Annotated in this window: 10 protein-coding genes, 1 tRNA gene and 1 other RNA gene; 5 read left to right on the top strand and 7 right to left on the bottom strand. The window is 34.7% G+C overall.

The annotated features are described in order from the left end of the window. The gene (locus tag K5X82_03940; GenBank protein ID QZT38055.1) at positions 1-2,286 is read right to left on the bottom strand and encodes a UvrD-helicase domain-containing protein; all 2,286 of its coding nucleotides are present in this window, start codon (positions 2,284-2,286) and stop codon (positions 1-3) included. Positions 2,287-2,575: 289 nt separating this feature from the next. On the opposite strand from K5X82_03940, the gene ovoA reads away from it, so the two are divergent. Beyond that, positions 2,576-4,561 carry a 5-histidylcysteine sulfoxide synthase gene (ovoA, locus tag K5X82_03935; protein ID QZT38054.1) on the top strand — a complete coding sequence of 662 codons (1,986 nt, stop codon included), beginning with the start codon at positions 2,576-2,578 and terminating at the stop codon, positions 4,559-4,561. 237 nt (positions 4,562-4,798) lie between these two features. Here ovoA and K5X82_03930 read toward each other — a convergent pair. The 5 genes from K5X82_03930 to K5X82_03910 form a co-directional block, all read right to left on the bottom strand. Beyond that, a tRNA-Thr gene (locus tag K5X82_03930) sits at positions 4,799-4,872 on the bottom strand. A gap of 1 nt (position 4,873) precedes the next feature. Beyond that, an RNA gene (ffs, locus tag K5X82_03925) (signal recognition particle sRNA small type) lies at positions 4,874-4,973 on the bottom strand. Positions 4,974-5,279: 306 nt separating this feature from the next. Then, positions 5,280-6,620 carry a signal recognition particle protein gene (gene ffh, locus K5X82_03920; GenBank protein QZT38053.1) on the bottom strand — a complete coding sequence of 447 codons (1,341 nt, stop codon included), beginning with the start codon at positions 6,618-6,620 and terminating at the stop codon, positions 5,280-5,282. Positions 6,621-6,725: 105 nt separating this feature from the next. After that, positions 6,726-7,499: a 3'(2'),5'-bisphosphate nucleotidase CysQ gene (gene cysQ, locus K5X82_03915; protein QZT38052.1), complete on the bottom strand. Its 774-nt coding sequence runs from the start codon at positions 7,497-7,499 to the stop codon at positions 6,726-6,728. A 585-nt stretch (positions 7,500-8,084) separates the two neighbouring features. Next, on the bottom strand, positions 8,085-9,419 hold the full coding sequence (locus K5X82_03910) for an MATE family efflux transporter (GenBank protein QZT38051.1): 1,335 nt from the start codon (positions 9,417-9,419) through the stop codon (positions 8,085-8,087). Between the two features lie 257 nt (positions 9,420-9,676). On the opposite strand from K5X82_03910, the gene rpsF reads away from it, so the two are divergent. Genes rpsF through rplI form a run of 3 tightly spaced genes read left to right on the top strand, consistent with a single transcriptional unit; the run spans position 9,677 to position 10,765 of the window. After that, positions 9,677-10,024: a 30S ribosomal protein S6 gene (rpsF, locus tag K5X82_03905; GenBank protein QZT38050.1), complete on the top strand. Its 348-nt coding sequence runs from the start codon at positions 9,677-9,679 to the stop codon at positions 10,022-10,024. A gap of 3 nt (positions 10,025-10,027) precedes the next feature. Beyond that, complete coding sequence (gene rpsR / locus K5X82_03900; protein QZT38049.1) at positions 10,028-10,297, top strand: 30S ribosomal protein S18; 270 nt, start codon at positions 10,028-10,030, stop codon at positions 10,295-10,297. A gap of 21 nt (positions 10,298-10,318) precedes the next feature. After that, positions 10,319-10,765, top strand: coding sequence for a 50S ribosomal protein L9 (gene rplI, locus K5X82_03895; GenBank protein QZT38048.1), 447 nt, complete (start codon positions 10,319-10,321; stop codon positions 10,763-10,765). A gap of 123 nt (positions 10,766-10,888) precedes the next feature. Here the strand turns inward: rplI and K5X82_03890 are convergent, their stop codons facing one another. Further along, entirely contained in the window at positions 10,889-11,230 is a 342-nt protein-coding gene (locus K5X82_03890) for a cupin domain-containing protein (GenBank protein ID QZT38047.1), read from the bottom strand. Between the two features lie 260 nt (positions 11,231-11,490). Here K5X82_03890 and K5X82_03885 point away from each other — a divergent pair, with 260 nt between their 5' ends. After that, on the top strand, positions 11,491-13,587 hold the full coding sequence (locus K5X82_03885) for a heparinase II/III family protein (GenBank protein QZT38046.1): 2,097 nt from the start codon (positions 11,491-11,493) through the stop codon (positions 13,585-13,587). Positions 13,588-13,734: the final 147 nt, after the last annotated feature.

The following is a 13,734-nucleotide window of genomic DNA, read 5'->3' as shown; positions in this document are numbered from 1 at the left end:
TTAAATCTCCTCTAATTGTTGGTTTAATATATCAAAGACCCCTTCTTCTTGTATTAATATCTCACGTATTGGCTCAATATCATCATGATTAATGCAGTGTGCATGGGTTGCTAAGTTACGAATTCGCCTGAAGTTCACATATTCGAGCATTTCATTGACTTCTTTTAATGGCCCCTGCATGTCCTTCATGAAATATAAAATATCATAGAGCTTATAGGTTTGTGTACCATATTGTAACTTATCTTTGAAAAAATCAAGACTGAAATAATCGTAGTTCTCAAAGATGTGATGTAGTTCAATCTCAATAGCCTTTGAATAGCTTATGATCATGGTACTAAAGTCTAAAAAAGAGTTGGTGTTTTTGTCGTAAAAATGTTCTGCTGTAGCAACCGTTTGTATGGTTTCATCTGAAAAATAGTTGTGTCTTTTTTTTAGTATCTCAACTCTATTTTCAATAGGAAATGGACAAATAGAAAATTGAATAAATTGGTCTTGAGCTTGTTGTCGTTTTGATTCACATGTTTCAATAAATGATGTGATATGATCACTAATTGAAGAGTTTCCTTTAAGTTCATTCTTAATTATTTGCGCTTTCTCTTGGATATTCTGCATCCTTCCAATTCCAAGCATCAAGTTGCTAAAACAGACTTCATATTGTTGTTCTGGTTGAAATGTGTTTTTTATATGTTCAAAATTCTTTAGCTCATGACTTAATTGATCGATCAGACAAAATATTTTCTTTTTTTGAGCAGCTTCTAAAGGTTTAAATGCTTGATATGACTCAAGGTCAACAATTTTAAAGGGTTCTTTGGGGATGTCCTTAATAAATTCGGTACTCTCTCCATAAGAAACAAGATGTAAAATTTGGGAAGCACGAGTCATGCCTACATATAAAAGCCTTAGATCTTGTTCTCTTTTTTGTGAGTCTATCGATGATACTGGAATGATATCTTGATTCAGGTGTGTTAGGATTACCATTTGGCTTTCAAGGCCTTTTGTGCAGTTTATCGTCATCACTCTGACAGAGTTGCTTTCAAAGTCATTCTGATTGCTGTTGAATAGTGCACATTTAATCCCTGCTTGTTTTAGTTGCTTTTCTAACTGCTTTGCATCCTGATTCGTTCTTGTGGCGACAATAATATCATTTAAATTGAAATTTTGTTCTGCATTCTTTACTGTATCAATTATATATTGGTTGTGTTGCTCAATATCTTTGCACTCTGCTAAAAAAGGTTTTATCCCTCCTTTATTGATCAAAATAGGTTCAACTTCTTGATAGAAATTATTGTGATGTATTAAGGTTTGTGCTGCCTCTTGTATCTCAAGCGTAGTTCGGTAGTTGTGTTTTAAAATGCGACTACGATTTCCAACTATATCTATTCCTAAGGAGTTAAAACCATGTCCATTCCCTAACCATGATCCATCGTATATACTTTGTGAATTGTCATAGAGAAAGGTGGCACTCGCTCCTTTGTCATCTTTAAGGAAGAACTTTAGAAAATCCAATCGGGCTCTATCCAAATCTTGACATTCATCGATGATAATATGTTTGTATTTTCTTGGTGGATTGGTAGATACTTCTCTAATTGCAAGAAGGCGCATAATATGAAAATCAATTTCTCCTTCAAGAATAAGATTATTATTATAAGTTCGTCGAAGTTCAAATATAGCCTTTCTAACTAGTGACTTCTTAGGGAGTAATTGACGTTTTATCTCATTTTTATTTCGACCTTTTCGATTAAAGATCTGGTATGTTTTCTCATTTTCAATTCTACAGCTATTGATAAAATTGATTTCTTGCTGTAAAAATCGACTGTTTTTAAAAAGAACTTTACAATCAGGATATTTATTTTGGATTTCGCAAAGCGATTTTTGAAATATTTGATTAATTCGATCATAACTAGAAAGATGAGCCGGAAGATTTTTATAGTACTTGTGGTCATTCTTGCTGTCTTTGAACTGCTTATAATATCGGTAAACAAGTTTGTCGATATTAATTATATCTATTTCACCTGTATTGTTTTGAAAAAGATTATAGTTGCCTGTCTTTTTTTGATTATATGTAGCCTCTTTATTTTGTAAGTATGTTAGATAATCAGTTAATACTTTGTGGAACGTTACAACCAATATTTTATCTTTTGGTCCACATTTCTCTTTTAGGAAGTGGATACGATGTAAACCAACTGTAGTTTTGCCACTACCTGCAACTCCCTTGATTGCATAGGGACCTTCTAATGGGAATTGAGCAAGGGTTTCTTGTTCTTTTGAAAGTGTTATCTTTTTCATCGAGAAAAGGGCTTGATTTTATATCATCTAGATAGTTTGTTAACGGTTGCAATTGTCAATGACACTCTTCTGTAATGTATCCATAAAATTGCATCTATTTTGTCTAAAAATAATAAAAACATATGAATGCAATATGTTTTGTAATTGAAATTATGATTTTTGCATAATTTCATCTCATAGACCATTGTTTAATGATCCACATTCAAATATGGGTATGTGATTTTTATGCAAAAATGAAACAAAAAGGCCTTTGTATTGTCATTTATATAATACAACAATAAAGAATAAAATGATGAAAACATTATTATCTCAAGGTAGGGCAAGAACTGTAACACTTTCGGGGGATAACATCGATATAAAAAGAGCTGAAATTCTTAGTTATTTTAAAGATGCTGTTAAGACAGAAGAATGGTTATATTCGGGTGTGACAGATTCATTAGGTTTTTATAAAAGAGCTGATCCTTTACGACATCCATTAATATTTTATTTTGGTCATACTGCATGTTTTTTTGTAAATAAGTACATTGCTGCGGGGATCATATCTGAGAGAATAAATCCTATGTTTGAGTCAATTTTCGCAATAGGTGTTGATGAAATGTCATGGGATGACTTGGATAATAAGCACTATGATTGGCCGCCTATAGGGGAGGTGATTGAATACCGAAGAAGAGTATTTGAGATGGTCGAAGATGTTATTTTAAATATAGATTTTTCATTGCCTATTAATTGGAATTCGCCGATGTGGATCATTCTAATGGGCATTGAGCATATAAGGATTCATATTGAAACATCTTCTGTCTTGATAAGACAACTTCCATTACAGTATCTTTCGCCTGTTCCCTTTTGGACAATAGCTCCCTCATTAGGTTTCCCTCCTTCGAATAAAATGGTTGATATTGAAGAGGGAAAATTGATCTTGGGTAAACCTAATTCTTATTCTACCTATGGTTGGGATAGTGAGTATGGAGAATTGTGTTTAATGATGGAGTCATTCCAAGTTTCTAAATATTTATGTTCGAATGCTGAGTATTTATCCTTTGTTCTTGATCATGGATATAGTAACAGAGAGTATTGGTCAGAAGAGGGGTGGAATTGGGTGCAATATGATCATGGAAATGCTCCTCGATTTTGGTCGTTAAAACATAATAAATGGAGACTTCGGTTGGTCTTTGAGGAGATTGAGATGCCTTGGGATTGGCCTGTTGAGGTAAATTGTTTAGAAGCAGATGCATTTTGTAGATGGAAAAGTAAGAAAGAGAATATTAACTGCACATTACCTTCCGAAGCAGAATGGGAACATTTATATCGATTTGCTGATGTTAAAGATCTCTTTGAATGGAGAGAAGCTCCAGGTAATATCTGTTTAGAGCATTATCAATCGCCTAGCCCGATTCAAATGTATGACTTTAATGGAGTATATGATGTCATTGGGAACGTTTGGCAGTGGACACGAAGTTCAATTGATGGCTATAAAGGGTTTAAAGTTCATCCTATTTATGATGATTTTTCAGTGCCCACTTTTGATCAAAAGCATAATATTATAAAAGGTGGTTCATGGATCTCGACAGGAAATGAAGCCTCTAGGTATGCTCGATATGCATTTCGTAGGCATTTTTATCAACATGCTGGCTTTCGATATGTAATTTCATCTAATCAGACAGATGGAGATAATGGTAATGTCGTCTATGATTCAGATGTTATAGTTAGACTAAAAAAAGAGTGGTTAAATGATGATGGGAATTATCTAAGTGATGTTGCAAGAATATGTTCATCAATTCAAATAGTTGGTATTGGAGATAAAGTTCTCAATGTCGGTTGTTCTACTGGACGTTCTACATTTGAATTAATGAATTTATTTGAATGTGTTCATGGCGTTGATCGAACTGCAAGGTTAATCGGGTGTGGTGTTTCGTTGAGAGAAAGAGGTGAAGTCTCTTTTTGCGACAAGACCATAAAGAATATTAGACTCCGTGATTATTTTAAAGACTTTGAGTCGAATAGAGGGGTTTTTTATCAGACTGATTATGCCAATATGAAACCTTTTTTTGATGGGTATAGTTTGATAGTTATCTCCTCTTCAGACGACCTATTGAGTGATGAAACAATTCTGGTTATAATGATAGATCGGATTCTAGATAATGGTCGGATTGTAATGGTTCATTCAAATTTTATCGATATAGAAACAGTTAATAAAAAGTATGATCATATGATTTTGGATCGAGTAATAAATCTAGACGAGTTTCGATATATTTCTGTCTGGAGGAAGAGTACCTAATTCGTATTATTTCAGATGAAATCTTTTTTGTGAATTATAAGCAATATTTGAATAATTAGCGCTTATCAATGTTTAATGACTCTGTTTTAATATGACTAAACTTAGTCTCTAACATGATTAGAACGATATGGTTCCGTATCTTATGCTTGACGGAGGTGGTTGTATTTGAATATGGATTTTTGTCAAATTAAAATATAAAAAAAAGGGAAAATGTCTTTTAGACAATTTCCCTTTTTGAGCCGAATATCAGATTCGAACTGATGACCCCGAGATTACAAATCACGTGCTCTGGCCAACTGAGCTAATTCGGCATGTGGGCGAGCTAACTACATCGCACTGCTACAACCACCTATCCTTGCTGCCTTCCGACCCTGGGGAGTTTCAGTAGGAGCATGTCGTGTAGCACTCACCCGCCAACAAAAGTAATACCATTTTTGATATTTGCAAGTTGAAAATGGTAATTTTTTAATGAAACATCCCATTAGATGGGATAGTATTGTGAAACATGTTGGTAATCAGAGTATGTGTATGTCATGTTAAACAGAGATGAATTATAGGAAATTGGTATTATTGTTTTGATATCACCTTCCAACTTTACAATCTATGTTTTATGTTATAAAGATATTAACAATAGCCTTATCCTAAAAAGGTAAAAAAAACGTAGTCTAGAACTGATTGCCTAGACTACGTTTCATAAGATGAACTTTTACAGAATTGGTTATCTTCTTTTTTTCATACCTTTCATCTTACCCATCATTCCCCTCATTTTACCTCCGTTAGAGATCATTTTCATCATCTTACGAGTTTCAGAGAATTGTTTTATAAGTCTGTTTACTTCTTGAATAGAGGTCCCTGATCCGTTCGCGATACGACGACGACGTGATCCACTTAAAAGTGCAGGGTCTTCTCTTTCTGCAGGTGTCATTGAGTAGATTATTGCTTCAATACCTTTGAAAGCATCATCATCAATATCAACATCTTTCAATGCCTTACCGACACCTGGAATCATAGCAGCCAAATCCTTGATGTTACCCATCTTTTTGATTTGCTGTATTTGTTTTAAGAAATCATTAAAGCTAAATTGATCTTTTGCAAGTTTCTTCTGTAGCTTCTTTGCTTCTTCTTCGTCAAATTGTTCTTGAGCTTTCTCTACAAGAGAAACGATGTCCCCCATACCCAAAATACGGTCTGCCATACGTGAAGGATGGAATACATCAAGTGCTTCCATTTTTTCTCCAGTACCAACAAACTTAATTGGTTTTTGAACGACTTCTCTAATTGAAAGTGCAGCACCTCCACGAGTATCTCCATCTAGTTTTGTAAGGATTACCCCATCAAAGTTCAGAAGATCATTAAATGATTTGGCTGTGTTTACTGCATCCTGACCAGTCATCGAGTCGACAACGAAAAGGATCTCTGAGGGATTGATTGCAGTTTTTACCGCTGCGATCTCATCCATCATGTCTTGATCGATTGCTAAACGACCTGCCGTATCAACAATTACAACATCATGTCCATTTTCTTTTGCATACTTGACAGCTGCTTCTGCAATTTTTACTGCATTTTTATTTTCAGGTTCAGCATAAACTGGTACGTTGATTTGCTCTCCAACAACTTTTAGCTGGTCAATTGCCGCTGGACGATAAATATCACAAGCAACTAAAAGAGGATTCTTCTTCTCTTTTTGCTTTAGTCTATTGGCAAGTTTTCCAGAAAACGTTGTTTTACCTGAACCTTGAAGACCAGCCATAAGGACAATAGCAGGATTATCTTCTATATTGATTGGTTCAGCAGTACCTCCCATCAGTTCAGCAAGTTCGTCATGGACAATTTTAACCATTAACTGCCCTGGCTTTACTGCAGTAAGTACTTTCTGGCCTAAAGCTTTATCTTTTACTCTGTTGGTAAAATCTTTTGCAATTTTGAAGTTTACATCGGCATCCAAAAGGGAACGACGAACTTCTTTTAATGTTTCTGCAATATTGATTTCAGTAATCTTTCCCTGCCCTTTGAGCATCTGGAAGGATTTCTCTAGTTTTTCGTTAAGACTTTCAAACATTCTTTATATACCCTGTTTTTTTATATTCACAAAGATAGTAAAAAGACAATGATACAAAAGTCTAAGGTTAAGACAAAATGTATCATTGTATTTCCCACTGTATGGTTAAGATTCTCTTCTTACAACAAACCAAGGTTGTTTAAATTGTTTTTTATTGTAAGATAAAGGGGTGCCATCGAATTCAGTGACAGTGCAGCCTGCAGCCTCGCATATCGCATGTCCTGCTGCTGTATCCCACTCCATTATATTACTACACCTTGGATAGATATCCGCTTTCCCTTCCGCTACCATACACATTTTTATAGAGCTTCCGCAAGGAATAATTAGTGTGTTATTAGCTCCCTTTTCTTTCATTATCGCATCAAAGCAAGCTTGAGTTTCTGGATTCATGTGAGATTTGCTTCCTACAATGGTGTATTTATCACGATGTTGTGGGATAGGGAGTTTAATAGCTTTTTGAAGGATCTCTTCTGGGTCCATTTTGTGTGCATTTTTACACATAAATGCACCCTCTTTATGATTTCCAAAATATATAACATCAGCGATAGGAATATATATAATTCCCAATATTGGCTGGTTGTGATGAATCAGCGCTATATTAACCGTGAAATCATTGTTGCGTTTGATAAATTCTTTTGTTCCATCAAGTGGATCAATAATCCAAAGATATTCCCATTCTTTTCTTTCTTCAAAAGATGGAAAAACTTCTTCTTCACTAAGTACGGGAATGTTTGTTAAGGAAAGCACATCGCAAATGACCTCACTTGCTTTTTTGTCCGCAATGGTTACTGGTGATTGGTCTTCTTTATAGACCACTTCTACGTCATTACGTCGGTATATTTTGTGTATTTCCTTCCCTCCTCTTAATGCAGCTTGCATCGCGAGTAGAGTCATTCGTCTCGAGAAGGTATTTTCGGTCATAATATAATTGTAAATTTCAAGATTCTATTGTTTTTACTTCATTGGATAAGATTATATCTTCTCAAATGATAAAACAAAACTACAATAGTATATGAAAGTACAAACAAATGAATAAGTAATTTTACAACATGTTTTGAATATTTATTGAATCAAGGAGTGTTTTCGTGATGTTTTATTATAGACGAGAATTGTTTTCGTGGGTGTGGACATAGAGGGTAGTCGGTTTATTATCATGTTCTTCTGTAGTGCTTTGTCGGAGGGTGGTTGTGGACTGTTTGTCTTTATCAGCCCTTTTAAATAAATTATTAAAATATAAAGGATAAAATGTTCACGGCATTATTTATTTGTAAAATAACATACTAATGAACCTCTGTTTCTTTGTCTGAAGGGTGCTGTTGATTCTATTTTAAGGTAGTCGTACGAAAGTTGAATATTAAATTTCGCCTCTTGAGAAGGTTTCTAATAAGTTTTTTGTTTATTAGTCAAAAGGGAGAAGATCACCTCACTCTGAGATTTTGCATCAAAGAGTGAGGTGAAGGTGTTTTATGTGGTTAACGTTTTGCGTCGGTGTAAAACTCTAGTCCAAAATAATAGAGCCGCTAAGCCTAAGCCTGCGATAATTCCAGTCCATATTCCATATGCCCCCAAGTCGAACTTGAAAGCAGCAATATATCCTAGAGGAATTCCTACAAGAAGATAAGATGTCGTTGCATATATCATCGGAGTTTTTACATCTGCAAACCCTCTTAATACACCTAATCCTAAAACTTGTAGTCCATCAAATATTTGGTATATAGCCGCCATCCCTAATAGCGATGCAGCTGCGACAACTACACTTTCATCATTTGTGAAAATAGCTACTAATTGAGTTGGTATAGTAAGGAAAATGACACAAGCAATACATGAATAGACAAATGTTATGATAAGAGAGACATTGATTGCTGATTTTAGCATGTTGAACTCTTTTCGTCCATAGAGAGTACTGATTCTAATTGTGGTTGCTTGTGCTATACCATTAGATATCATGAATGTGAAATAAGAGAGACTCATGGCAATTTGATGTGCTGCTAGGTATAATTCACTGATCCATCCCATCATAATAGCTCCAAGACTAAAAATGAATGATTCAACAAGCATTTGAAGACCTATTGCACTACCGATTCCGAATAGTTGTTTTTGAAGACTTCTCGTTATTTCTTTTATCTTAAAAGTAAGAGAGAATGGTTTGAAGATTGAGCTTTTCTTAAACACGATGAAAAAAGCAATCATCATAAATAATCTTGAAATGAAAGTAGATATCCCTGCTCCATCTAAGTAAAGTTTAGGAGTTCCAAATTTGCCATAAATCAGAATGTAGTTTCCAAATACATTCATTAGATTTCCTGTAACGGTTAATATCATTGCAATTTTAGTGTTTTCCATTCCTTCAGCAAGCTGTTTGATGGAAAAGAAGTAAACCATTGGAATAAGAGATGCTAGGATAATGAAGTAATATGGCTGAGCCAAAGAAACAACTAGCTCAGTTTGGCCCATGTAGGGCATCAAAAATCCAGCAATTGTACCAACAATTATTAGTATAATGGTAAAGATAGTGTTCAAAAATAGAGAGTTGTGAAAAAGCTTTTGAATGGTCTTCATGTCCTTTTCGCCAAAAGCTTTTCCTACGAGAGGAGTGAGTCCAAATGTTATTCCCATTCCAAACATCATTATAATCATAAAAATGCTATTTGCGAATGAAGATGCCGCAAGATACTCTTTCCCTACATGTCCTACCATAGCATTATCTGCTAGGGTTACAATAATCTGTCCTACTTGTGATAGAACAAGAGGGACTGCTAACACTGAAATCCTTTTAAAATTTTCCTGTGTTTGATTCATTATAATATGTGTCATTAAAACGTGCCTCCATCTTATTAAAGTGAGTTATGAGAGGCTTTTGTTGTTTGTGGAATATGCCACATGTGTATTGGTTATACACTTTAGAGGTGGCAAAAATAGAAGGTATTTTGGGAAATCGTACTTTTTTCCGTAATTTTTACTGTTTGATGTTTGCTAGTCGAATGAAAGGTGTTATATTTGCGGCGCTGTTCACGAAGGTGACAGTTAATTAATAATCATTTAAAGTTAATTATATCATGTTTAACCAGTACGAAACCGTTTTCATTGCTACTCCCGTTTTATCTGAAGGTCAGATAAAGGAAGCGGTAGATAAATTTCGTGCTCTTGTTGTCGATAATGGCGGCGAGATGATTCACGAAGAGAACTGGGGACTTAAGAAATTGGCTTATCCAATTCAAAAGAAGTCTACAGGATTTTATCATCTTTTTGAGTTTAAGGCGGATCCAAGCTTTCTTGCAAAGTTTGAAACTGAATTCAAACGCGATGAGCGTATTATTCGTTTCATGACAGTGAAACTAGAAAAGTATGCAGCGCAATACAGTGAGAAACGTCGTAACAAATTTAAAGCAGAAAAGGAGAACTAAGTCATGGCACAGAATAGTAGCGAAATTAGATATTTGACTCCTCCAACAGTTGAGATCAAAAAGAAGAAATACTGTCGCTTCAAGAAGAATGGCATCAAGTATGTTGATTACAAAGATCCAGAATTTCTTAAGAAGTTTTTGAACGAGCAAGGAAAAATTCTTCCTCGTCGTATTACAGGAACATCGTTGAAGTATCAACGTAAGGTGTCTCAGGCTATCAAACGTGCGCGTCAAATCGCTTTGTTGCCTTATGTAACTGATTTGTTGAAATAATCAAAAACTAAAGGAGAAAAGATGGAAATTATTTTGAAACAAGATGTTGCTCGATTGGGTAGCAAAGATGACATCGTCACTGTAAAAGATGGGTATGCTCGTAATTTCTTGATTCCTCAAGGTCTAGCAATCTTAGCTACAGCGTCGGCAAAGAAAGTGTTGGCGGAAAATCAACGTCAACGTGCTCACAAAGAAGCTAAATTGAAAGATGAGGCATCGGTAGTTGCAGCGAAACTAGCAGATCTTAAGGTAACTATTGGAGCGAAGACTTCAACTACTGGTAAGATTTTCGGTTCGGTAAACAACATCCAAATTGCTGAAGCTCTTAAGGCTCAAGGCTTCGATATCGATCGTAAGCAAATCACTATCAAAGAGGATTCAATTAAAGAAGTTGGATCTCATGCAGCAAAAATCAAGCTTCATCGCGAGGTTGTTGTAGATTTTTCATTTGAAGTGATTTCTGAGTAATTTTAATTGCTCTTAAAGGATTGTTAAACCAATTCCTGAATTAGTTTTAAAAAAGATATTAAACAACATATAAAAAGTGGTTCGATTCGTCCCGAACCACTTTTTTTGTGTCTAAAAAAGATGTTAGTTATTTGCTAACATTTTAACCCGATTAAAATCATCCTTAGGGGATAGTGTAAGGCGTACGATAGAGTCTTCTTTTGCTAAAAGATCATGAGGAACATTTGCCTCAAGAGAAATCATATCTCCTTCAGTCAGCAGGTGAGTTGTTTCTCCTACTCCAAATTCAATTACACCTTTATATACCATTACGACAATGGCTCCAGGTGCAGTATGTTCAGCCATCTTTTGTCCCTTTGTAAATGAAATTTGGATTTCTTTTAACGTTCCTGTGTTTAAAAGTAGTTCAACATTAGGTTTCTCTCCTTGCTTCGGATGTAATGTTTTTATGTTTACGATTTTCATGACTGATTTTTTTTGTTAATACCCAAAATAAATAAATAAAATTGTTTTCAAGTGTTGCATATGTTACACTTCGTGTTTTAATATAACGCGGTTTGTTCATCGAATGTTTTTAGTCTCAACTTATTTGCCTGGATTTTAAAACGGCATGTTTTAGGTTTTTTTGAACAATAATTATTGGATATTGGTGATTCGTTAGGTTTGTAGGTTTTTTGTTTTGGAGTTATTCCGTTAAATTTGAGGAGAACTAAATTTATAAAACAATGAATTGGAGATTAATAAATAATTTAAGAAGTGGTTTATTCTTTTTGATAGCTCTTCTTGTTTGTGGCCATGTTGGGGCAAAGGAACAAAGAAGGGTCAATCCTGTTTTGTTTTTAAGTCATTCTATCAATGAGCGTGAAGCGGTAAAAAAACTTTATCCAGAGGATGTCCAGAAAACTTTTGAAATCGCAGATCAATTAATTCGGAGAGAGTATCTATTTCGATATGATTGGGATATGGAAAAAACCAATAAGATGCATCAGTTTGATGGAGAGATTGATTGGTTGGCGATGCCTAATGGTGACCCTGAGTGGTGTTATATGTTGAATCGTCATAAGTATTGGATTGATCTAGGTAGGGCTTATTGGTTGTCGGGTGATGAGAAATATGCAAAGCAATGGGTGAAGGATTGTTCCGATTGGATTGAGCGTAATCCTTTAGGGACAAAAAAAGGGCATGCTAATACATGGAGACGAATTGAAGTAGGCATACGATGTGAAAATTGGATTAAGACTTATGAGTACATGAAAGAAAGTAAGGCGATGACACCAGTTTTTGTTGAGAAATTTAAAAAATCGTTAGCTGAGCATGCTGCATTTCTGAATAAGGATTTTTCATATTTTTCAAAAACGAGTAACTGGGGGATTCTTGAATATAATGGACTTTTTTCTGTGTCATTGTTTTTAGATGATCATAAAGATGCCGCAGTTTGGAAAAAGAATGCATTAGATCGTTTAAATCAGGCAGCTTTTCTACAAATAGGATCTGATGGAGTGCAGTGGGAAAAATCACCAATGTATCATAATGAGGTTTTACATTGCTTGGAAAATGTCGTTTTTCTAGGGCAGCGATTTTCGATAGATATTCCCTTTCATATTACTGAGTCTGCTCATCGAATGGCTTTAGCTAATTTGCATTGGATGAAGCCAAATGGTAACCAGCCTTTGTATGGAGATAGCGATGATACTCCATTGACACATATGTGGGTGAAACCTGCATTAACAAGTAAAGATCCCTTATTAAAGAAAAGAGTCGAAATTTCTGGCGTTGACTATTCAAATTATTTTGACTTAAGTAAGAAGGATCTGAAGAGATTAAAAAGGGTTAAAGGTGTCGATCCTCAATACCTTTCAGTATATCAAGATGTGTCAGGCGACTTGTATATGAGAAGTGGCTGGGGTAAAGATGATGTATATAGTTCTTTTCATATGAAAAATCTTTATTGCGGTCATGGTCATGATGATTTATTGCACCTTTCTGTATTCGCACATGGAAGAGATTATTTAGTTGATGGTGGACGCTTTACATATGTTAATGTACCTGAAAGGCCATATTTTAAATCTAATAAAGCACACAATACCATTGGGGTCGATGGAGAAGATAATGCAATTTACCAATCTAGTTGGTCAAATAAATGGGAAGCTTCATCAGATTATCAAAATGTAAAAATAGAAAAGTGGGGAGTTTGGTCTGAAGCTAACAATAGAACGTATAGTCGTATGGAAGATCCTGTAATGATGAAACGTTCGGTTCTATTTATTAAGCCATCATTATGGTTGATAAATGACTGCTTTGAGTCGAAAAAGATGCATCGTTTTAATCAATACTTTAATTATAAAGATAATAAAGTGCTTGTTGATGCAGGAGAAATAAAGACAACCTATGATGACCATAATTTGAGTTTAAATCTTGATCCAAGTGTACGAGTATCTAAAGAGGAGTCATTTTGGTCTCCAGAATATAACTTAAAAGTTCCAGCTGTTCGTTTCGTAACTCAATGCGAAGGTAAAGGGTTGACGAGCTTAAAAACACTTATTTATGACCCAGAAAAAGGGTCTCCAAAGTTGAAAAGAGTGGACGTGACTACCCGTACCGGTGGAGAAGTGTCAAAATCTATTGCAGAAGCATTTGAGTTTATATATAATGGAGAGACTTATGTTTGGTTTGTTCAGCATAATTATCCTGCACCCATTACACATTTCTTTATTGTTGGAGGTAGATTTGTTGACATGAGAGTTGGTCTTTGGAAGAAAAAAACTGCAGCTGTAGATTATACAAAAGAACTTGATCATGATATTCTTTTAAAGGTTTATTAACCTATCAAAATATATTCTATTAAAAAAGGGAGGATTTTTATCCTTCCTTTTTATTTTAAAACCAATTTAGAATCGATAAAAGTATTGAAAAGAGGAAGGTATTCAATAATTTATTAAATTTGATGCCATATATAAAACAGGAGTTTA

It is taken from the genome of Prolixibacteraceae bacterium, assembly GCA_019856515.1.
In the GTDB taxonomy this organism is placed as follows: domain Bacteria; phylum Bacteroidota; class Bacteroidia; order Bacteroidales; family Prolixibacteraceae; genus Halosquirtibacter; species Halosquirtibacter xylanolyticus.
Note: the sequence above shows the minus strand (reverse complement) of the source record. Positions and strands in the feature narration are given on the sequence as shown.